The following is a 19,932-nucleotide window of genomic DNA, read 5'->3' as shown; positions in this document are numbered from 1 at the left end:
AACTATTATGACAATAAACGATATTCAAGACGAACTAATAGATGACTTTTCTTTTTTTGAGGATTGGATGGCTAAATATGAATACATCATCCAACTTGGAAAGGAATTGCCGTTAATTGATGAAGTGTACAAGAAAAATGAGTATTTGATTAAGGGATGTCAATCACAAGTTTGGTTGCACGCTGATCTGGTTGACGGGAAAGTGATGTTTACTGCTGATAGTGACGCTGTTATCACCAAAGGCCTTGTTAGTCTGATGGTCAAGGTCTTGTCTAATCAAAAACCTCAGGATATCGTAGATACAGACCTGTATTTTATAGATAAAATTGGTTTAAAGGAGCACTTATCCCCGACACGTGCAAACGGCTTGGTATCTATGGTAAAGCAAATGAAGATGTACGCTTTGGCAATGAAAGCTCAGGCTTAAATAGAATTTCGGGTTTAATAATCGCAGTTTCCTAAATAAGTGGGTGCTTGGATAAAGCGTTGCTGGTCAAATTTGTTTATCTTAGCTAATAAAAATCTTTTAGAAATATGCCTTATCATCCGGATAAAGTTGATTTACAAATTTTACGCCTGTTACAGGAAAATGGAAGGATAACCAACCTCCAATTGTCATCCCATATAGGTTTATCGCCTGCCCCGACTTTGGAGCGTGTCCGAAAATTGGAGAACTCAGGGTATATAAAAAGCTATCACGCATTAGTTGATGAAGAGCTTCTTGGGCTGGGAATTAAGTCGTTTATCCAAATATCCCTTGATTTCCATACGCATAATGCGATCCCGGAATTTGTAGAGACAATCAAGAATATTGAAGAGGTAACTGAATGTCATCATGTGACGGGGCAATGTGACTTTATCTTAAAAGTATATGTTAAGGATATAAAAGCCTATGAGACGTTGATTATGGAAAAAATATCTAAGATCCCTTTTGTTAAAACTTTTCATACGATGATGATCATGTCTACTAGCAAAAAGGAGCCGATCGTGCCCATGGAGTACTAAGTTGGTATTTGCCAGTCAATCGCTTTTCTCCCATTTTCGATTAAAATCCGATTAGTTTCTATGAAATGGCGACAGTTCAGGAAACCCCGATAAGCAGAGAGTGGGGATGGGTGCACGGATTTTAGCACATGGTGCTTCTTGCTATTGATTAAAGCCTCTTTACGTTTTGCCGGACTTCCCCATAATAGAAAAATGACATTTTCTTTTTTTTCGGAGATCGTTTTGATAACGCAATCGGTGAATTGTTCCCAACCGTTGCCATGGTGAGAGCCGGCCAGTCCTTCACGTACGGTTAAGACCGTATTTAATAACAATACGCCCTGTTCAGCCCAGTATGAAAGGTTACCGTGTGATGGGATAGTGAAATCGGGATAGTCATTTTTTATTGCTAAATAAATATTTCGTAAGGACGGGGGGATTTCAACCTGTTTTTGAACTGAAAAAGCTAATCCGTGCGCTTGTCCACGGCGGTGATATGGGTCTTGCCCAAGAATAACGACTTTTATTTCATCAAAAGGCGTTTTGTCGAAAGCTTGAAATATTAGTTTAGCAGGAGGGAAGATCGTCTTGCTTTTGTACTCACTTTTCAAGAAGCTTCTTAGCTCGTTCATGTACGGTTTGTGTAGTTCAGCTCCGACAGCCTGCTCCCAGCTTTTCTCCATAGTTGTTGTTTAAAGTATAAAAGTAAGAGATTCTCTTTATATAAAGAAGGTTTGTTTTAACCGTGAAATAACTCGATATTTGCAGCAAATAACAGAAGATTTAAATCGTATAAGAGTAATAAAATGCCTAATCTGATTCGTTTGATAGCTGCTTTTGCATTGTTAGGAGCCTCGGTGACCTTGTTCGTATTTGGACATTGGGGATGGGGGATATTGGTTCTACTAGTGGCTATAATCGTTGGTGTGACGTTTTTCTTCAACGAAAATATGCTTATTGCGCAGTTTTACCTTCGGAAAGAAAACATGGAGAAGACAGCCTATTGGCTAGGTAAGATTACCAACTACGAAAAGCAGCTTATTCGAGGTCAGCATGGGTATTACTTCCTGCTCATTGGACTGATAGAATCGAGAACGGCCCCGCTGAAGTCAGAAAAATACTTTAAGCGTTCTTTGTCGCTGGGGCTTAAAATGAGTCATAATACAGCTATGGCATATTTGAGTCTAGCAGGGATTGCGATGGCAAAACGGAATAAAAGAGAGGCCAATCGGTTCCTTCAAGAAGCTAAACGAGCGGATAAAAATAAATTGCTGGCAGAGCAGATTAAAACAATGAAGGATCAGATGGGGCTAATGGATAGAACGCAAACGCGTTTCCGTTAAGTCGCAATTGCTTCTTCGTCTAATTTCTGTTTTTCATACAGTTCGAAATATTTTCCTCCCAGTCCGATGAGCTGATCATGGTTTCCTTGTTCTACAATTTTACCAGCTTCAAGCAGAATGATTTTGTCAGCATTTTTAACGGTCGATACGCGGTGTGATATTAGGATACTGGTTTTTCCCTGCATAATTTTCCCTAATTGATTAAGGATCTCTTCTTCGGTTTTGGTGTCTACAGCAGATAAACAATCATCGAAAATCAGAATTTCTGGGTCCTTGATTAACGCTCGTGCGATCGATATTCTTTGTTTTTGTCCACCAGACAGTGTGATTCCCCTTTCACCTATCTCTGTCTTGAAACCGTTCTCGAAATTCATAATATTGTCGTAGACTGCAGCAGATTTCGCGGCCCATTCAACTTTTTCCATATCCTCGTGATCCAGTCCAAATGCAATATTCCGGGCGATTGTATCTGAGAAAAGGAAAACATCTTGTGGTACGTAGCCAATTTGCTCGCGATAATTTTGCAAATCATACTTTGCTATGTCAACACCGTCGATCGAAATTTCACCTGCATTTAAATTATACATCCGCATTAGAAGAGCAGCTATTGTAGACTTTCCTGAACCCGTTCGTCCTAAGATAGCCAAAATCTCACCTTGTTTAACCTCGAAAGACACGTCGTCTAAGGCAGTTATGCCAGTATCCGGATAAGTAAAAACAACGTTATTAAAATTGATTGTTCCTTTTAGTTTCTTTTTGTGACCACTTTTATTGTATATATCTGGCTCGGTTTCAAGAAATTCATTTATTCTTTTTTGAGAAGCGGCCGCCCGTTGGATGAGTGAGTTTACCCATGCCAATGCCATAGCAGGGAATGTTAATTGGTTTACATAGACAATGAATTCAGCAATATTTCCAGAGGAGATCGTGCCTTTTATAACTTCTTGTCCACCAACATAAACTGTCAGGATTGTACTTAAGCCAACTAATAATAAAATTAAAGGAAAAAAAATAGCCTGTGCTTTGACTAATGAAATGGAAACGTCTTTGTACGTGTTGCTTTCATCGAGAAAATCCTTGGCCTTTTTTTCTTCCCGATTATAACTTTTAATAACCCGTATACCTGAGAATGTTTCCTGAACAAAGTTAGATAGAACAGAAAGTTGTTTCTGAATATTTTCGCTACGGATGTTGATAATCTTATTGATGAATAGAATGACAACGGTGAGCACCGGAATAGGCAAGAGTGCATAAAAAGTAAGTGTTTTATTAACTTGAAGCATGGCAATCACCACCATGATGGTCAGTACAATTGTGTTAATCGCATACATAATAGCCGGTCCAAGATAACCACGTACGCGACCCACATCCTCCGTTGCTCTGTTCATCAAGTCGCCGGTATTATTTCTTCGATAAAACGCCATGTCTAATTTTTGATAGTGAGCATAAATCTCATTTTTAAGATCATACTCAATATGCCGTGAAGTCAAAATGATCGTTTGACGCATAAGGAACAAGAAGAGTCCACGAATAAGTGCTAGTACGAAGACGGTGACGCCAAATAACAACAAGCTGTAGCCGAAAATCTTATAAATTTCTTGCTGTCTTTCGAAGCCATCGAAAATTTGGTATAAGCTGATGTTTTCTTTAACCAGATCAAATGCGACACGTATAACCTGCGCGGGCAGAATTCCAAAATAGTTGGAGGCTATTACAAATAATACTCCAGGAATCAGTCGCCATCGATATTTGTAAAAGTATTTATTCAGGTATGACAGATACTTCATAGAATACAAAAATATGAATTATCCTTCAATCATTTGTTAAATACCTAATACTTGATTTATAGCTTAATATTCTATAAAAATTATTACTTTTGGCCTCATGGGATCACTTCTGTGGAAATGAGTACTGATAACAAAACAAATAGCGACATCTTTAGTCTTTTAAGCCATTTTCATCATCAAAAAATTGCTTTTTGCAGTGATGAAGCATTAGGCCTCAAAGCGATCATTACGGTTCATGATACCACATTGGGACCGGCAATAGGGGGAACCCGTATTCTGGAGTATAAGACAGAACAAGATGCTATCAATGACTCGCTGAGGTTATCGAAAGCGATGACCTATAAGTCGGCGATTACAGGGGTTAATCTTGGTGGAGGAAACGCTGTTATTATCGGGAATAATTCCCGGATAAAGACTGAAGCGCTATTACGACGTTTTGGCCAGTTTGTTCATGAACTTAGAGGTACGTACATCACATCGTTGGATATCGGTACAACACCCCGCGATATGGAGATTATTAAAATGGAAACTCCTCATGTTGCTGGTTTACCTGCTTCAGTTGGGGGCAGTGGAGATTCTTCGCCTTTTACCGCAAAGAGTGTGTATTTTGGAATCAAAGCCGGAATTAGGGAGATGTTTGGAAATGATAGTCTGGCGGGCCGAACGATCTGGGTTCAGGGTAGTGGGCAAGTTGGAGAAGGCTTGGTTTCGCTATTAAGGAAGGAAAATGCTAAAGTATATGTTAGCGATATCGTTGTAGACAGAATGGTATATGTTGCCAATCGCTACGGAGCAGAAGTAATCAAAGCGAATAATATTTATAATATGGACGTCGATGTTTACGCTCCTTGTGCTTTAGGTGGAACACTTAATGATGATACCATACCTAAACTGAAATGCAAAATTATTGCCGGTTCTGCAAATAATCAATTGAAGGATGAAGATAAGAATGGGAAAATGCTTCTTGATAGAGGGATTTTATATGCGCCAGATTATTTGATTAATGCAGGTGGGTTAATCAGCTGTTATTCTGAATTAGCTGGTTATTCAACTTCACGAACGCTGGAGTTAGCAGAGAATATATATGAAGCTACCCGGTCGGTCATTCGCAAGTCTAAAGAAGAGCAAATTTCTGCTCATCAGGCTGCCAATAAAATAGCAGAAGATAGAATCAATTCAATAAAAAGTATAAATAACCACAGAAGACGTTAGAAGGTTAAATTTCCAAAAAAAAAATCGTTCTTTATAACAATGCTAAATCGCAGACATCTACGCATCAAGGTCTTACAGACGCTATATGCTTATCAACAATCCGAAGACAAAAACGTCACCAAGTTTGAGAAGGCTTTACTGAAAAATGTCGATCAGGTAAATGAGATGTATATTTGGTTACTTAATCTTTTGGTTGATGTAGCCGACTATACAAGTATTGACGCAGATGAGCGGTCTCGAAAGTTTTTACCTACCGAACGTGATCTGAATTCAAATTTGCGCCTGCAGGATAATCTTTTTATCGATACACTCCGTAAAAACGAGAAGTTCATCGATCAAAGTAAAAAGTATCATGTTTCATGGTCCTTCGATCCTGAAATTGTAAGACAGATATTTCATAAGCTTCGTGACTCTGAACAATATCAGGCGTATCTTGATCAGCCATCTCATAGCATCGCCGAAGATAAAGATATCATCAAGTATATTTTTAAAAAGATCATCTTGAAGTTACCCATTGTTGATCAGGCTTTTGAAGAGAAGTTCATCAACTGGCAGCTTGACAAGGAGGTGCTTCAAGCATTGGTAGCAAAAACGTTTAAGAACTTTGCTTCACACGATCCTCACCAAAACAAATTGGCTGATTTAACTCCGAACTGGGAGGAGGACAAAGAGTTTATCATTGATCTTTTTGTTTTAACCGTTCGCCATTCAGAAGAATATGCAGAGATGGTGGGGAAGAAGACAAAAAACTGGGAAGCCGATCGTATTGCTTTAATGGATACACTAATCATGCAGTTGGCAATTTCTGAATTACTGAACTTTTCTTCTATTCCCGTTAAAGTAACGATTAACGAATACATTGAAATGTCCAAGATGTTCAGTACCCCAAAAAGTAATACATTTATCAATGGAATACTTGATAAAATCTTAGGCGAATTAAAAAGCGATGGAAGAATTCGTAAATATGGCCGTGGATTAAACGAATAAATTTATCTTTGTAATGAAACACTTTTAAAATAACTCAGTAGTTATGAAAAAAAGAATAGAATCTTTAATAATGTTGGCGCTAGTGTCTTTATTTGTTATATCATGTAGCAGTAATGCTAGCCCGAATGCAGATTCGTCAGATCAGAAAAGTATCAATGTGGAGTCTGCTGAGACCAATACCGCGGATTATGCAGTCCTAGAAGTAGAAAATGACACCTACGACTTTGGTGTGGTAAGTGAAGGCGACAAGGTGAAGCACGAATACGTGTTTACGAATACGGGAACAACCCCCCTCATTATTAATTCGGTTAGAGCGTCGTGTGGGTGTACGACTCCAAATTATCCAAAAGAGCCGATTAAGCCCGGTGAGCAGTCAAAGATTGAAGTTGTATTTGATACAAGCAATCAACCAGGCATGCAGCATAAGGTCATAACGATGTTGGCGAACACAGAGGACTCACAGACAATTTTTCATTTGAAAGGCGAGGTAAAATAAATTAAGTAAATATAAATATGATAACAGGAAACATTTTGCTGCAGGCAGCACCAGGCGCTGGGTTGACGGGTTTTTTGCCCATGATATTGATCATTGTGGTTTTTTATTTTTTTATGATCAGACCACAAATGAAGAAATCAAAAGAACATAAAAAATACATAGAGGCATTAAAGGTTAACGATAAAGTTGTAACTACTGCAGGTATTCATGGTCGTATTATGGAGGTAAATGATACGTCGATTTTATTGGATGTTGGTAACGGTGTTAAAATTCGTTTTGATAAAAATGCAGTGTCGTTAGACTCTTCGAAGGCAGCTAACGCACAATAAGTCTGAGATCTTACTTTAAACGCTTAACGAATGGTCATACCAATAACCGTTTGTTAAGCGTTTTGACTTTTTATATCCTATTCAGAGATATGGCAATTTTGAACTTAACGAAGGCACAAAGACAGAAAGTACGAATATTCATTATTTGTATATGTGTTTCTGTGTTTTCTTGGGCTTTATTTGCCATGTCCAATAAATATACGTATCGGATTCCAGCAGCTATGCGATATGTTAATGCTCCTGATAACAAAGCGTTTCATCCCCTACAATCAGATACGGTAGACTTGCAGGTGGAAGGCTCCGGCTGGCAGGTTTTTTTTTCGAGGCTTCGACTTCAAGCACAAGAAATTGATGTAGATCTAAGCCCATTGAAAAGTCGGGACTGGGTGGTTTTCACTAATCAAATGGGCTTTATCAATAGGCAGTTTTCAAGTAACCAGCGTATAGTCGCTATTTCTCCGGATACCTTACATTTTGACTTCTCCAAACAGACGGTCAAGAAGGTGCCTATCAAGTTCGCTTCTGATATGAGCTTTCAGAAACAATACGCTATTATTGATAGTGTGACATTGAACCCTCAGTATGTAACGGTGACCGGTCCCTTGGAAGACCTTGCTAGGATTGATGAGTGGGAAACTGATACTTTTCGAAGAAATAATATCAATTCAGATATTTCGGGGCGACTTTTCCTGCAACAGAAGAAGCAAGCCAATATCAATGTTTACCCGAATATAGTCGAGTTCAACGTTCCGGTGGGAGAAGTGACTGAAAAGGTTTTGGAAATACCGATCCGAGTTGAGAATGGAGATGAATTTGCATCGGTGAGGCTGATACCATCGAAGGTTACAATAACAGTTTTAGTTTCGTTGAGAAATTATATGGATATCCTTCCGAGTTCGTTTGAAGCGGTAGTCGATCTTGAGAGCTGGAAGAACAACCGTGCAGAGAGTTTACCTGTTATCATAACACAATTCCCCGAGTTTTGCGAAATCGTGAAGATCAGTCCGCAAAATGTTGATTTTATTATAAAAAAGTAACATGCTTAAAGTAGGAATAACAGGAGGCATTGGAAGTGGAAAGACAACTGTATGCAAAATCTTTGAAGTTCTACGGGTTCCTGTTTTCTATGCAGATGATGCTGCAAAATCTGTCATGAATACCGATCCTGAGTTGATTTCTGCTTTGAAATCAGAGTTTGGTAATGAAATTTATTCAGATGAAGGAATTTTAGATCGGAAAGCTTTGGCTAGCATTGTATTTAATAATAAAGAAGCCTTAGCGAAACTTAATGGATTAGTACATCCCGCCGCAATTCAGGCATTTGAGGATTGGAGCGGGGTACAAGGTAGTCCATATGTTATTAAAGAGGCTGCTATACTTTTTGAAAGTGGATCCTATAAAGACTGTGATTATACCGTATTAGTATATACTCCTCAAGATCTCCGTGTCAGGCGTGTAATGGAGCGCGATGGCGTCACTGCGGAGCAAGTGCTGACGAGAATTGACAAGCAAATGCCAGAAGAACAGAAAAGGGAACTGGCGGACTTTGAAATTGTCAATGATGGGAAAAGACCCTTACTGCCACAGGTTTTAGAACTACATGAATATTTCCTCAGGACTGAAAAGGGTATTCACGAATGAAAGATATTCTATCTGACTTCTTGGTAATGACCAGTAAGGGGTTATATTGTACGGTTGGAGATTTCTATCTCGACCCGAATACCGCTGTGGAAACAGCCATCATATCACATGCGCATGGAGATCATGCTTGTCGAAATAATTTGACCGTCTATTGCACTCCTCCGACAAAATCGTTTATGGTTTCCCGCTACCGAAAAAATGCGGCATACAAGTTTATCGTATTTGATTATTTATCAACTTTTGACATCGGAGATGTAAGGGTTACTTTTTATTCAGCAGGGCACATTCTGGGTTCAGCACAGGTCCTGTTGGAATATTCCGGTGTTCGTTATCTTTATACCGGTGACTATAAAGTTCAGAGCGACCCAACCTGCGCACCACTAGATTACGTTCGTGCCGACGTTCTGATCACCGAGAGCACGTTTGCAAATCCCGATACAAAGCATCCCGATGTAGCGACAGAAATTAAGAAATTAAACGGTTTTTCTGACAATGTGCTATTAGGTGCTTATGGCTTGGGAAAAGCCCAACGACTGAATTGTCTGATTAATGAACATTGTCCGGATAAGACAGTACATTTACATTATTCGATCTTGCCGATACACAAAATCTACGAGCAGTATGGCGTTGAGTTTTTACGATACAAACCTTATGAGCGTAAGGCATTGAAAACAAACTCTCAAAATCAAATTTACATGGTGCCACCACTGACATTTAACAGTTATTTTCGTGCTGTTAATTTGAAGAAAGTCTTTGCTTCGGGGTGGGAACATCTGCAACGAAATAATGATCTTTCTTTATATATTTCTGATCATGTTGATTGGCATGAGATTCTGGATTATATTAGTCAAGTGGAACCAGAAGAGATCTGGACCCTTCATGGTGACGGTAAATTTTTAGAAGAATATTTTCGCGATAGAATCGTTGTGAAAATTCTCAATTAATGAGGGTGTCCGACGATTAAAAAGTTTAGTAGCGATATCAATACTCCCATGAGAACAGCAACAATTTTCTGTCGATTAAACCGGTGGTCTTTCGTTGATGATTCAAAGAGAATTGTTGTAGAAATGTGCAAAAATATTCCCACTACGATGGCCATGATCTTGTCAAAGTATTGATGGATATCAATAACCGAGTGGTTTTTAATATTCTCACATAATATATATCCAAGCGGTGACATGGCGGCGAATATAGCCAATGCTATGATGATACTTCGATTGGCAAGATCAGCGCGTAGCAGTAGGGTTCCTAATGCAAATGCAGCGGGTATATGATGGATAGCAATTCCAAAAAGCAGATAATTTCCGTGGTCTCCGGCTAATGGCATTCCTTCTAAAAATGCGTGGAGGCAGAGGCTAGCCATAACACCAACTGGCATTACATGTTTTTCGGTATGGGTATGATCGTTCAGCTTGTGCTGGTGAAGGTGCCCGTGTTCGATCCCAGCAGAAAATTGTTCCAGAAGCAATTGGAATAGGAATCCACCAAGAACATATAAGCCAATTGTTTCATCCCCACTACTATATATCCCTGGTATCAGATGTAAGATCGTGATAGCAAATATGTATGAGCCACTGAAAGCAAGAATTAACTTAAGGAGTTTGGTATTATCTTTCTTTACAATGAAAACCGAAAGTCCGCCGAAAAAAGCAGAAAAGAATAGGACGCTTATAATGATCATACTTCCGATCGCTGTAATTTGGGTTGGATGAAGAAATATAACCACGATGTAAAGAGACCAATAGCTGTACCCAAGATAGCACCTATCAGTATATCTCCTGGGTAATGGACACCTACGTAAATTTGGGCAAAGCTGATCGACGCTGCCCATAGTAGAGAGAGCCAAACGATAGGTTTCCATTTTCGTCTAAAAAGCATTAGAATAAACACTCCGATAGCAAAGTGATTTGTAGCGTGTGAGGACGGCATACTATAACCACTTCCGCATCGAACCCTCGTTGTGACTTGCTCTTTAAAAGGGACATCGTTGCACGGTCGCACACGCATAACTTCGGGTTTGATTATCGAAGCAGATGTAAAATCACCCAGACCGAAAGTTGCCAACAGCAGAAGGATCATGATGATTCCCTTCTTTTTGTAGTTTCGAATCGCGAAAATAATAAAGAATAGATATAAGGGAGCCCAAGTATAGGGATTCCGTAAAATGGGCATCAGGAAGTCAAAGAATTGATTTGCCAATCCTTGATTGACAGATAAGAAAAGTTGTTTGTCGATTTCTATTAATTGTTCAATCATGGTTTTTTCGACTTGGTGATGATAAGCTGTGAGGATGAAGGTACATATCTTTCATATTTTATAGAAAGTATTTGTGAAGAAGCATAGATTGTTTCTTAATTCAATTAAGTTGCAAATATAAATAAATGTGTGGATGTTTGTTTCAATAAGCCATAAAAAATTCCTTCACATTCCTTACTTTTACAATTTTAAATAAAAGACATTATAAATATGACACTGATTAAATCCATTTCTGGTATACGAGGTACGATTGGCGGTCGCCCAAACGAGGGCTTAAGTCCATTAGATATTGTGAAGTTTACTGCTGCATTCGGAAGGTTGATCTTTCAGAACTCGGGTAATAAGAAAATTGTAGTCGGTCGAGATGCCCGTATTTCCGGGGAAATGGTCAGGAATTTGGTAGTTGGTACGCTGCAAAGTGTAGGGATGGATGTGATTGACCTCGGTCTTTCTACAACACCAACGGTGGAGATAGCGGTACCTAAAGAAAAAGCTGGTGGAGGAATTATACTCACTGCTAGCCATAATCCTGCACAATGGAATGCTTTAAAACTATTGAATGAGAAAGGAGAGTTTATCGATGATGAACAGGGAAAGAAAGTTCTCGATATTGCAGAGACCTTGGACTTCGATTTCGCCGAAGTATATGATTTGGGTAAGGTTACTGCGGACGACTCATACTTGCAAAAGCACATCGATGAAGTTTTGTCCTTAGAGCTAGTCGATGTAGAGGCTATTCGCGCAGCCAATTTTAAAGTAGCTGTTGACGCAGTAAATTCTACAGGTGGTATCTTCGTTCCCGCTTTATTAAAAGCGTTGGGCGTTGAGACAATCTACGAAATTTATTGCGAGCCCAATGGCGATTTTCCACATAATCCAGAACCCTTGGCAGAAAATCTTACTGCATTATCGTCCTTAGTTGTTGAAAAGCGTGCTGACCTAGGTATAGCCGTTGATCCGGATGTTGATAGGTTGTGTTTTGTTATGGAAAACGGAGAAATGTTTGGTGAAGAGTACACGCTTGTGGCCGTTTCTGATTTTATTCTTGAGCATAAGCCAGGTAACACAGTTTCAAATTTATCTTCTACACGGGCCCTTAGAGACGTAACTCTAAAACATGGAGGTAAATATTTTGCTGCCGCCGTAGGTGAAGTGAACGTAGTAACAAAAATGAAAGAGGTAAATGCCGTTATAGGTGGTGAAGGAAATGGCGGTGTAATATATCCTGAAACCCATTATGGGCGCGATGCGCTAGCGGGTATCGCTTTGTTTCTAACCCATTTGGCAAAAAAGAACCTTAAAATATCGGAACTTCGAGCAACTTATCCGGCCTATTTTATGTCAAAAAATAAAATTGAGCTGACCGAAGGAATGGACATCGATCGTATCTTGACAGAAGTTCAAGGGGTCTATCAGAATGAAAACTTTAGTACGATAGATGGCTTAAAGATTGATTTTGAGAACGAATGGGTGCATCTTCGCAAGTCAAATACTGAACCTATTATTCGAGTTTATTCAGAAGCTCCTACATTGTCGCAGGCAGAGGCTATCGCAGAAAAAGTTATGAACAATATACGGTCTCTAATTGGGGACTAATTCATAAATTTGCAAAATGCGAATATATTTTGATAACGCAGCTACAACAGCCATCGATCCTGTCGTGATACAGGAGATGGTTGATGTAATGCAAAATGCGTATGGGAACCCTTCATCTATTCATGCACACGGCCGTGAAGTAAGAACACTGATTGAAAAAGCTAGAAAAACAGTAGCCAGTCTACTGAAAGTATCTCCGGCTGAGATATTTTTTACTTCTGGTGGGACAGAAGCTGACAATATGGCTATCCGGAGAGGAATTGCGGATCATGGTATCACGCACGCAATTAGCTCTCCTATCGAGCATCATGCAGTTCTACATACCTTAGAAGACTTAGAGAAAGAAGGTAAGATTAACCTAACTTTGCTTGATGTTGATTCTCGGGGGAACATAGATTTTGATCAATTAGAAACCACTCTTCGTAACAACCCGAAGGCATTTGTTTCTTTAATGCACGCGAATAATGAAATTGGTACCTTATTGGATATTGAGCGTGTATCAACGATATGTCAGCAATACGATGCTTTATTTCATTGCGATACGGTACAGACAATGGGACATTATAAGCACGATTTAAGTAAAGTTCATATTGATTTTGTAACCTGTGCAGCTCATAAGATTCATGGTCCGAAGGGTGTTGGTTTTCTCTACATTAACCACAATGTTAAAATCAAACCTTTACTATATGGTGGTGCTCAGGAGCGTAATATGCGCGGCGGTACCGAAAATGTTTATGGAATCGTTGGATTGGCTAAGGCTCTGGAAATAGCTTATCAGGGTATGGATGAACATCGTTCGTACATCCAGAATCTTAAATCGTATATGCGAGAGCAAATTCTAAAGCATATTCCAGGTTGTTCTATAAACGGAGAACCTGAGGCTGACAATAGTCTCTATACAGTGCTTAATGTGTGTTTTCCTGAGATGGAAATGGCAGATATGCTGCTTTTTAATCTTGATATCGCAGGTATTTCAGCATCTGGTGGTAGTGCGTGCAGCTCAGGATCGGATATTGGTTCGCATGTATTAACTGCCATAGGTTCTAACCCAAGTAGACCTTCCATTCGCTTTTCCTTCAGTAAATACAATACTAAGGAAGAAGTAGATCTTGTCGTGTCAAAATTACGCGAAGTTTGCTTGGCTGAAATGTCAAAATAAAAATACAAACAAATTAGATTTCACATCGTTCTTCTTATATACTAAAGTTAGGAATGATATGAAAGATAATAAAGAGAAAAATCCTGAAAAGGACAGGAAGAGAAATTTGGAAGATCAGATAGATACTGGTATTACCAAAGACTATGACGAAATCAATTCTGCAGAGGCGGACTCTAAAGATAACGTGGCTGGAGATATCCAGTCAGAAATACGGAATAAAAGACATGGCCGGGATCACGGAGATCCTTTGACTGGATCTACACCTAAGACGGACAGTTAAAAGACTTTCGTTTTGTAGAGTTTCGTATAGAGTTCCGAAGTTAGTGAAATCGCATCTATCTTACCATTCGTAAGAAAGATGCGATTTTACTTTTCATGTCTTTTCTATTAGCTATAAAATCAAGAAATCCATGTTCTAATACAAATTCTGCGGTTTGGAATCCTTTTGGTAAGTCCTTCTTGATCGTCTCTTTTATCACTCGTGGCCCTGCAAAGCCAATTAAAGCACCAGGCTCTGAAATGTTTATATCTCCTAGCATAGCATAAGACGCGGTTACTCCACCCGTTGTCGGATCTGTAAGATACGATACATAAGGAATTTTTGCTTGGCTCAATAAAGCTAGTTTTGCAGATGTTTTGGCCATCTGCATGAGCGAGAACGCTGCTTCCATCATTCGGGCGCCTCCAGACTTTGAGATAAGTACAAAGGGGATTTTTTTCTCCATGCAATAATCAATCGATCGCGCAATCTTTTCGCCAACCACCGAACCCATTGATCCGCCAATGAAAGCAAAGTCCATACAGGCAATAACCACATCTTCTCCTTCCATTTTTCCATGTGCGCAACGTATTGCATCATTCAAGCCTGTTTTCTTATAACTATCTTCCAAGCGATCAGTATACTTTTTGGTATCTTCAAAATGAAGAGGGTCACCCGATCGAAGATTGGCAAAAAGTTCTGTAAACGAGTTGTCGTCAAATAAAATAGAGAAATATTCAGCAGATCCAATCCGCAAGTGAAAGTTGCAATACTGACATACGTATTGATTTTCAATTTGCTCTGACTTTAACAGTGGTTTCTTACATGAAGGACATTTTTTCCATAAACCGTCTGGAGCCTCTTTCTTATTTTCTGTTGCTGTATTGATACCAACTTTATTGCGTCTGAACCAAGCCATTTTCTACATTTTCAATTTGGTGCAAATTAACGAAAAAAAATAGAAATAGAATTTCATTTACTTTAGGTCTTTATCGATACCCGAACTTTTTTTGTTAAATTCGTAAAGTTTAATTCATTTCTATTAATTTTTATTTTTAATGAGCTTAAAAAATTATAAAGGAGTATTGCACGGTGATGCGGTACAAGAGCTGTTCGCAATAGCTAAAAAGAACCAATTTGCGTTACCTGCAGTAAATGTTATTGGCACGAATTCCATTAATGCGGTAATGGAAACAGCTAAAGCGGTTAACTCCCCTGTCATTATTCAACTTTCAAATGGCGGCGCACAGTTTTATGCTGGTAAATCTTTAAATAACGATAACCTGCAAGCATGTGTACTTGGAGCTGTATCAGCCGCCAAACACGTGCATCTTTTAGCTGAACACTATGGTGTGGCAGTTATATTACATACGGACCATGCGGCTAAAAAACTTCTTCCTTGGATTGACGGACTATTAGATCACGGAGAGGAATTCTTTAAACAAAATGGTAAGCCACTTTTTTCGTCTCATATGTTGGATCTTTCTGAAGAGTCTTTGGAAGAAAATATTGAAATATCCTCTAAATATTTAGAGCGTATGAAGCCTCTTGGGATGACGATTGAGATTGAATTGGGCGTTACGGGAGGTGAAGAAGACGGGGTGGACAATACCGATGTAGATAGCTCTAAACTGTATACTCAGCCTGAAGAAGTAGCCTATGCATTTGAAAAGCTACGTGCTATCAGCGATAAATTTACAGTTGCAGCAGCATTTGGTAATGTTCATGGAGTATATAAACCTGGTAATGTGAAATTGCAACCGGTCATTTTAAATAATTCACAAAAGTTTATTCGTGAGAAATTTAATATTTCTGAAGAAAAGCCAGTTAATTTTGTATTCCATGGAGGGTCTGGATCTTCTCCTGCGGAGATTAAAGAGGCTTTATCGTATGGAGCAATCAAGATGAACATCGATACAGACATGCAGTGGGCCTTCTGGGATGGTGTTCGTGATTACTATCAAGAAAATGAAGATTCTTTACAGAACCAGATCGGAAACTCGAAAGACCCCGATGCTCCGAATAAGAAATTTTACGACCCACGTGTTTGGTTACGTAAAGGAGAAGAGTCTTTTGTTAAGCGATTGAAGCAAGCATTTGAGGAATTGAATTGCTTAGACGCAAATAGTAAATTATAGTTTATTCAAATTCGTTTTATTTCACCATTTTTATATCTTTGATATAATTAACGCAGTTCTAGACTGTTATATCAAAAATATACCGGTTTTGAGTGCAAAGTAAGCAGTATAAAATTAATTTAATGAAAACCGGAAAAGTAAAATGGTTTAATGCCCAGAAAGGATTTGGATTTATTATTCAGGAAGATGGTCAAGATATCTTCGTGCATTTCAAGGACGTAATCGGTGGAATCGATGTCTTAAATGACGGAGATGAAGTCGAGTTCGAAGTAACTGAGGGTCGGAAAGGACCACAGGCTGTGAATGTTAAGAAACTATAATTACAAATAAACGCATTCTGAAGAGAAGGAGATTGTTGTCTGACAATCTCCTTTTTTGTTGCCCTTATTCAAGTTTCCACATTCAAACAAAGATTCAGTATAACTGTTACATTTAAAAGCAAAAATCAAGTCTATGAAGTTTGTTTCCTATTTAGATGTCGACAGTCCACGCTTGGGTATCATCGTCAAAGACCAGCTTTATGATATCCACTGTATCAACCCTTTTCTAAGTGAGGGTATGCTCGGCTTTCTTCAGCAAGAAAATAAAGGGATAGACTACGCTCATTTAACTGCTGAAGAAATCGAAAATGGTCAGTACGTTCAAAAGGCACTCAATAATAAATCCATTGTTGCTCCTCTGCCCAACCCTAAATCTTTTCGGAACGTGTTCAATCAAAATCCGAAAGATCAACCATTCCCCATCTTGTACTTCGGCAATCATCAAGCTATAGCAGGAGAGGGTAACATCGACTGCATGCAGTATCATTTTGGGAAATTAGATTTTGAACTCGAGATCGCTGTCGTTCTTAATAAAGAAGGAAGGAACATCCGTGCTGAGCACGCTGATTATTACATCGGAGGCTTTATGATCCTAACTAATTTTGTTTCCAGAGGCATTCAGGATGACGAAAGTGAATATAGTGATATTTCAGCAAAGAGTATGGATTTTGGTATTGCTACCGGGCCTATGTTGGTAACTCCGGATGAGTTAGAGGAATATAGAACTGGGAAAGAAGGCCATATTGGCAATCATTATCAGTTAAAAGCAGAATGTATTGTTAAGAACGAAACAGTTTGCGAAGTGAACTCTGCTGATTTACCATGGACATTTGCTGAAATAATCGAACGGGCGTCCTATGGAACAACACTTTATCCAGGAGATATTATCGGATCTGGTAAGTTGCCCGGTGCCAGTTTTCAAGACATAAATTCTGGTAATAAAAAGGAGAACGATGCCTATAAAGAACAGTGGTTACAACCTACCGATCATATTATGGTCCGTGTTGAAGGTTTAGGAGAACTTAGCAACAAGATGTGTTTAAGTGCAGCCGAGATATCGCTGACAGATGAAGAAGGGTAAAGACTAGGTGCCTTTTAAACGAATATTTGTGTTGAATAAACTTCTTTCCCAAAGAAGATCCCACCCTTTTCATTGAAAATACGTGGGTTTTCAGTCGTATAGAATTTCTTCGTACCTCCTTTGGTTAATCTGGTGTTAAGTTCATGATGCCTTGTCAAGTACTCTTTTAAGCTTTCAGCTACGAGTTCGCCTTGTTCGATGACTGAAATCTGTGATGGTGTGAATTTTCTGATTAAGGGGTATAATAGTGGGTAATGAGTACACGCTAAGATAATCGTGTCGATGAGAGGCGATTGTTTTAACAATTGATCAATATGTTTTTTTACAAAATAGGCAGCTCCCGCTGTATCGATCTCATTGCTTTCCACGAGGGAGACCCATATCGGACAAGCTTCTTGGTAGACCTGTATTTCGGGGAAAAACTTTTCGATTTCAATTCGATACGACTCCGATTTAACAGTTCCCGGTGTTGCTAAAATCCCGACGTGCTTTGTTTTTGTAAACTCACCAATTCGTTCCGTAGTAGGTCGGATAACCCCTAATACCTTTTTTTCCTCCGGATAAACCGGAAGATTTGTCATTTGGATAGTTCTTAATGCTTTCGCTGAAGCCGTGTTGCAAGCCAGGATAACAAGGGGGCAGTCCATCTCAAACAATGCTCTTGTGCACTCCCAGGTATACTGATATACAGTCTCAAATGTTCTTGTACCATATGGAACGCGGGCGTTATCTCCCAGGTACACGTAATCATATTCAGGTAGTAGTCTAACGATTTCTTTAAAGACCGTTAGACCACCATATCCTGAATCGAATACCCCTATGGGGCCTTGTCTACTATTAACCATTTAATAGATGCGGTTTCTCTTTGTAGATCTTCCAAAGTAATTCACCAAAGAGCGTGTTCGTCCATGCAAACCAGCTTCTGGTAAAATTAGAAGGATCGTCTTTATGGAAAGACTCGTGCATAAATCCGGTTCCCGCATTACTAACACGAAGCATATCAATACATTTTTTTATCTCATTCTCATCACTAGTTGTCATTGCTCTCATAACGATGCTCATCGGCCAAACCATATCCAGACCTATATGCGGTCCTCCGACGCCTTCAGCAACTTTCCCCTTGAAGAAAAATGGGTTATTAGGAGATAGAACATAATTTCTGGTACGCTGATAAACAGGGTCATTTACGGTTACTGCATCTAAATAAGGTAACGAAAGTAAGCTCGGAACGTTAGAATCATCCATCATCAGGTAACTGCCGAATCCGTCTACTTCGAAGGCATATATCCTTCCGTGAATAGGATGATCTACAATACCGTGTTTCTTGATAGCTGCTTCCACTTCATTCGCTAAATCGAGCATTTTTGTAGCTGTCGCCTCGTCCTTCGCAATCGTTTTTAGCATCTCAGCAGACTCTCGCAGACTGATTACAGCGAACGCATTCGATGGGATAAGGAATGAAAAAACACTCGCATCATCACTTGGGCGGAAGCTAGAACAAATTAATCCTACGGGCTTAACCGGATAACCATATCCATCCATAGGCAATGTGTCCGTTGCTCTTGGCGTCTCCCTTTCAAACTTATAAGGGCCCAGATCTTCTTTGCGTTGTTGCTCAATAAATGTTTGTAAGGTTTTCTTTTGTGCGCTTACCCATGTGTCGTCGAATGGAGATGTATCACCACTTGTTTTCCAATAAGCATAGGCCAGACGGATTGGGTAACACAATGAATCAATTTCCCATTTTCTCTCGTGTATACCCGATTTCATATCCGTGATATCGTCTTTCCAATCACCAACACGATCCGCATCTTTATAAAAAGCATTCGCGTAAGGATCGATGTTGATATTTGCAGATTGGCGATTGATGACACCAGCAATTAAATCTTGTAATTTTTTATCCTCTTTCATAAACGGAAGGTAGGGCCAAACCTGTGCGCTACTATCACGAAGCCACATAGCGTCGATATCCCCTGTAATTACATAGGTATCAGGTCTGCCGTTTAATACCTGATAATCGACCGTGGTGTCTAAGGTGTTTGGGAAGCAATTTGAGAATAACCAAGCAAGTTCTTTGTTTTTTACTTTGCTTTGGAATTCTTTAATTACTTTTTCAATAGCGTCACTCTTAAAATGGCGTTTCGCTACTGGCGGACGCATATCTTTAAATTGTTGAGCTTTACCTTTTGCAAAACTTAGGTTGCCAGCCATGACACCGGCTGATAGGAGTGCAGATTGTTGCAAAAATAGTCTACGTTTCATAGGCGTTTAATATTTCAATGTCTTATGTATGTGCAATAGATTATATTTTTGGTCTAATATGCAAAAAAAGAGTGAAACTGAC

The 19,932-nt window shown here is 39.2% G+C and carries 23 protein-coding genes; 16 read left to right on the top strand and 7 right to left on the bottom strand.

All coding sequences use genetic code 11. The features are described from left to right. The first annotated feature begins 7 nt into the window (after positions 1-7). Positions 8-427, top strand: coding sequence for a SufE family protein (locus D3P12_RS00295; protein WP_118193110.1), 420 nt, complete (start codon positions 8-10; stop codon positions 425-427). Positions 428-534: 107 nt separating this feature from the next. Next, positions 535-1,005 (top strand): Lrp/AsnC family transcriptional regulator, encoded by a 471-nt coding sequence (locus tag D3P12_RS00290; protein ID WP_118193109.1) that lies wholly within the window; start codon positions 535-537, stop codon positions 1,003-1,005. Here the strand turns inward: D3P12_RS00290 and ung are convergent. Next, positions 1,002-1,667: a uracil-DNA glycosylase gene (gene ung, locus D3P12_RS00285; RefSeq protein WP_118193108.1), complete on the bottom strand. Its 666-nt coding sequence runs from the start codon at positions 1,665-1,667 to the stop codon at positions 1,002-1,004. The genes D3P12_RS00290 and ung overlap by 4 nt on opposite strands. A gap of 123 nt (positions 1,668-1,790) precedes the next feature. Between ung and D3P12_RS00280 the strand changes: the two genes are divergently transcribed. After that, positions 1,791-2,327 carry a DUF2892 domain-containing protein gene (locus tag D3P12_RS00280; RefSeq protein WP_118193107.1) on the top strand — a complete coding sequence of 179 codons (537 nt, stop codon included), beginning with the start codon at positions 1,791-1,793 and terminating at the stop codon, positions 2,325-2,327. Here the strand turns inward: D3P12_RS00280 and D3P12_RS00275 are convergent. Then, entirely contained in the window at positions 2,324-4,114 is a 1,791-nt protein-coding gene (locus D3P12_RS00275; RefSeq protein WP_118193106.1) for an ABC transporter ATP-binding protein, read from the bottom strand. The genes D3P12_RS00280 and D3P12_RS00275 overlap by 4 nt on opposite strands. A gap of 117 nt (positions 4,115-4,231) precedes the next feature. Here D3P12_RS00275 and D3P12_RS00270 point away from each other — a divergent pair, with 117 nt between their 5' ends. The 7 genes from D3P12_RS00270 (at position 4,232) to D3P12_RS00240 (ending at position 9,723) form a co-directional block, all read left to right on the top strand. After that, on the top strand, positions 4,232-5,326 hold the full coding sequence (locus D3P12_RS00270) for a Glu/Leu/Phe/Val family dehydrogenase (protein WP_118193105.1): 1,095 nt from the start codon (positions 4,232-4,234) through the stop codon (positions 5,324-5,326). A gap of 39 nt (positions 5,327-5,365) precedes the next feature. Continuing rightward, positions 5,366-6,313 (top strand): transcription antitermination factor NusB, encoded by a 948-nt coding sequence (gene nusB, locus D3P12_RS00265; protein ID WP_118193104.1) that lies wholly within the window; start codon positions 5,366-5,368, stop codon positions 6,311-6,313. Positions 6,314-6,356: 43 nt separating this feature from the next. Beyond that, positions 6,357-6,809, top strand: coding sequence for a DUF1573 domain-containing protein (locus tag D3P12_RS00260; protein ID WP_118193103.1), 453 nt, complete (start codon positions 6,357-6,359; stop codon positions 6,807-6,809). Between the two features lie 17 nt (positions 6,810-6,826). Then, the gene (yajC, locus tag D3P12_RS00255) at positions 6,827-7,138 is read left to right on the top strand and encodes a preprotein translocase subunit YajC (protein ID WP_118193102.1); all 312 of its coding nucleotides are present in this window, start codon (positions 6,827-6,829) and stop codon (positions 7,136-7,138) included. An 89-nt stretch (positions 7,139-7,227) separates the two neighbouring features. Further along, positions 7,228-8,175, top strand: coding sequence for a YbbR-like domain-containing protein (locus tag D3P12_RS00250; protein ID WP_118193101.1), 948 nt, complete (start codon positions 7,228-7,230; stop codon positions 8,173-8,175). Position 8,176: 1 nt separating this feature from the next. After that, a complete protein-coding gene (gene coaE / locus D3P12_RS00245) occupies positions 8,177-8,779 on the top strand; it encodes a dephospho-CoA kinase (protein ID WP_118193100.1) in 603 nt (200 codons plus the stop codon). After that, on the top strand, positions 8,776-9,723 hold the full coding sequence (locus D3P12_RS00240; RefSeq protein WP_118193099.1) for an MBL fold metallo-hydrolase: 948 nt from the start codon (positions 8,776-8,778) through the stop codon (positions 9,721-9,723). Before coaE ends, D3P12_RS00240 begins: the two co-directional genes overlap by 4 nt. Here D3P12_RS00240 and D3P12_RS00235 read toward each other — a convergent pair. Together D3P12_RS00235 and D3P12_RS00230 are read right to left on the bottom strand one after the other, a co-directional pair. Then, a complete protein-coding gene (locus D3P12_RS00235; RefSeq protein WP_118193098.1) occupies positions 9,720-10,460 on the bottom strand; it encodes a ZIP family metal transporter in 741 nt (246 codons plus the stop codon). The two genes, D3P12_RS00240 and D3P12_RS00235, sit on opposite strands and share 4 nt — an antisense overlap. Continuing rightward, positions 10,457-11,035 (bottom strand): phosphatase PAP2 family protein, encoded by a 579-nt coding sequence (locus tag D3P12_RS00230; RefSeq protein WP_118193097.1) that lies wholly within the window; start codon positions 11,033-11,035, stop codon positions 10,457-10,459. The genes D3P12_RS00235 and D3P12_RS00230 overlap by 4 nt, the downstream gene beginning before the upstream one ends. 210 nt (positions 11,036-11,245) lie before the next feature. Here D3P12_RS00230 and glmM point away from each other — a divergent pair, with 210 nt between their 5' ends. Genes glmM through D3P12_RS00215 form a run of 3 tightly spaced genes read left to right on the top strand, consistent with a single transcriptional unit; the run spans position 11,246 to position 14,070 of the window. After that, positions 11,246-12,631, top strand: a complete 1,386-nt coding sequence (gene glmM / locus D3P12_RS00225; protein WP_118193096.1) for a phosphoglucosamine mutase — start codon at positions 11,246-11,248, stop codon at positions 12,629-12,631. 16 nt (positions 12,632-12,647) lie between these two features. Continuing rightward, complete coding sequence (locus D3P12_RS00220; RefSeq protein ID WP_118193095.1) at positions 12,648-13,790, top strand: cysteine desulfurase family protein; 1,143 nt, start codon at positions 12,648-12,650, stop codon at positions 13,788-13,790. Positions 13,791-13,848: 58 nt separating this feature from the next. Next, a complete protein-coding gene (locus tag D3P12_RS00215; RefSeq protein ID WP_118193094.1) occupies positions 13,849-14,070 on the top strand; it encodes a hypothetical protein in 222 nt (73 codons plus the stop codon). Positions 14,071-14,125: 55 nt separating this feature from the next. Here D3P12_RS00215 and accD read toward each other — a convergent pair whose 3' ends face one another. Continuing rightward, positions 14,126-14,968 carry an acetyl-CoA carboxylase, carboxyltransferase subunit beta gene (accD, locus tag D3P12_RS00210; RefSeq protein ID WP_118193093.1) on the bottom strand — a complete coding sequence of 281 codons (843 nt, stop codon included), beginning with the start codon at positions 14,966-14,968 and terminating at the stop codon, positions 14,126-14,128. A gap of 139 nt (positions 14,969-15,107) precedes the next feature. Between accD and fbaA the strand changes: the two genes are divergently transcribed. From fbaA to D3P12_RS00195, 3 genes are all read left to right on the top strand, one after another. After that, positions 15,108-16,187, top strand: a complete 1,080-nt coding sequence (fbaA, locus tag D3P12_RS00205) for a class II fructose-bisphosphate aldolase (RefSeq protein WP_118193092.1) — start codon at positions 15,108-15,110, stop codon at positions 16,185-16,187. Between the two features lie 122 nt (positions 16,188-16,309). Continuing rightward, on the top strand, positions 16,310-16,507 hold the full coding sequence (locus D3P12_RS00200; protein ID WP_118193091.1) for a cold-shock protein: 198 nt from the start codon (positions 16,310-16,312) through the stop codon (positions 16,505-16,507). Positions 16,508-16,640: 133 nt separating this feature from the next. Further along, entirely contained in the window at positions 16,641-17,588 is a 948-nt protein-coding gene (locus tag D3P12_RS00195; protein WP_118193090.1) for a fumarylacetoacetate hydrolase family protein, read from the top strand. A 14-nt stretch (positions 17,589-17,602) separates the two neighbouring features. Here the strand turns inward: D3P12_RS00195 and murI are convergent, their stop codons facing one another. Together murI and D3P12_RS00185 are read right to left on the bottom strand one after the other, a co-directional pair. Beyond that, on the bottom strand, positions 17,603-18,433 hold the full coding sequence (murI, locus tag D3P12_RS00190; protein ID WP_118193089.1) for a glutamate racemase: 831 nt from the start codon (positions 18,431-18,433) through the stop codon (positions 17,603-17,605). After that, the gene (locus D3P12_RS00185; RefSeq protein ID WP_118193088.1) at positions 18,426-19,850 is read right to left on the bottom strand and encodes a glycoside hydrolase family 125 protein; all 1,425 of its coding nucleotides are present in this window, start codon (positions 19,848-19,850) and stop codon (positions 18,426-18,428) included. Before D3P12_RS00185 ends, murI begins: the two co-directional genes overlap by 8 nt. Between the last annotated feature and the right edge of the window lie 82 nt (positions 19,851-19,932).

It is taken from the genome of Pedobacter indicus, from assembly GCF_003449035.1.
In the GTDB taxonomy this organism is placed as follows: Bacteria; Bacteroidota; Bacteroidia; order Sphingobacteriales; family Sphingobacteriaceae; genus Albibacterium; species Albibacterium indicum.
Note: the sequence above shows the minus strand (reverse complement) of the source record. Positions and strands in the feature narration are given on the sequence as shown.

Bases quoted from the DNA above. Each gene is read 5' to 3' on its own strand.
- D3P12_RS00295 (WP_118193110.1), top strand. From the start codon at position 8: ATGACAATAAACGATATTCAAGACGAACTAATAGATGACTTTTCTTTT.
- D3P12_RS00290 (WP_118193109.1), top strand. From the start codon at position 535: ATGCCTTATCATCCGGATAAAGTTGATTTACAAATTTTACGCCTGTTA.
- ung (WP_118193108.1), bottom strand. From the start codon at position 1,667: ATGGAGAAAAGCTGGGAGCAGGCTGTCGGAGCTGAACTACACAAACCG.
- D3P12_RS00280 (WP_118193107.1), top strand. From the start codon at position 1,791: ATGCCTAATCTGATTCGTTTGATAGCTGCTTTTGCATTGTTAGGAGCC.
- D3P12_RS00275 (WP_118193106.1), bottom strand. From the start codon at position 4,114: ATGAAGTATCTGTCATACCTGAATAAATACTTTTACAAATATCGATGG.
- D3P12_RS00270 (WP_118193105.1), top strand. From the start codon at position 4,232: ATGAGTACTGATAACAAAACAAATAGCGACATCTTTAGTCTTTTAAGC.
- nusB (WP_118193104.1), top strand. From the start codon at position 5,366: ATGCTAAATCGCAGACATCTACGCATCAAGGTCTTACAGACGCTATAT.
- D3P12_RS00260 (WP_118193103.1), top strand. From the start codon at position 6,357: ATGAAAAAAAGAATAGAATCTTTAATAATGTTGGCGCTAGTGTCTTTA.
- yajC (WP_118193102.1), top strand. From the start codon at position 6,827: ATGATAACAGGAAACATTTTGCTGCAGGCAGCACCAGGCGCTGGGTTG.
- D3P12_RS00250 (WP_118193101.1), top strand. From the start codon at position 7,228: ATGGCAATTTTGAACTTAACGAAGGCACAAAGACAGAAAGTACGAATA.
- coaE (WP_118193100.1), top strand. From the start codon at position 8,177: ATGCTTAAAGTAGGAATAACAGGAGGCATTGGAAGTGGAAAGACAACT.
- D3P12_RS00240 (WP_118193099.1), top strand. From the start codon at position 8,776: ATGAAAGATATTCTATCTGACTTCTTGGTAATGACCAGTAAGGGGTTA.
- D3P12_RS00235 (WP_118193098.1), bottom strand. From the start codon at position 10,460: ATGATCATTATAAGCGTCCTATTCTTTTCTGCTTTTTTCGGCGGACTT.
- D3P12_RS00230 (WP_118193097.1), bottom strand. From the start codon at position 11,035: ATGATTGAACAATTAATAGAAATCGACAAACAACTTTTCTTATCTGTC.
- glmM (WP_118193096.1), top strand. From the start codon at position 11,246: ATGACACTGATTAAATCCATTTCTGGTATACGAGGTACGATTGGCGGT.
- D3P12_RS00220 (WP_118193095.1), top strand. From the start codon at position 12,648: ATGCGAATATATTTTGATAACGCAGCTACAACAGCCATCGATCCTGTC.
- D3P12_RS00215 (WP_118193094.1), top strand. From the start codon at position 13,849: ATGAAAGATAATAAAGAGAAAAATCCTGAAAAGGACAGGAAGAGAAAT.
- accD (WP_118193093.1), bottom strand. From the start codon at position 14,968: ATGGCTTGGTTCAGACGCAATAAAGTTGGTATCAATACAGCAACAGAA.
- fbaA (WP_118193092.1), top strand. From the start codon at position 15,108: ATGAGCTTAAAAAATTATAAAGGAGTATTGCACGGTGATGCGGTACAA.
- D3P12_RS00200 (WP_118193091.1), top strand. From the start codon at position 16,310: ATGAAAACCGGAAAAGTAAAATGGTTTAATGCCCAGAAAGGATTTGGA.
- D3P12_RS00195 (WP_118193090.1), top strand. From the start codon at position 16,641: ATGAAGTTTGTTTCCTATTTAGATGTCGACAGTCCACGCTTGGGTATC.
- murI (WP_118193089.1), bottom strand. From the start codon at position 18,433: ATGGTTAATAGTAGACAAGGCCCCATAGGGGTATTCGATTCAGGATAT.
- D3P12_RS00185 (WP_118193088.1), bottom strand. From the start codon at position 19,850: ATGAAACGTAGACTATTTTTGCAACAATCTGCACTCCTATCAGCCGGT.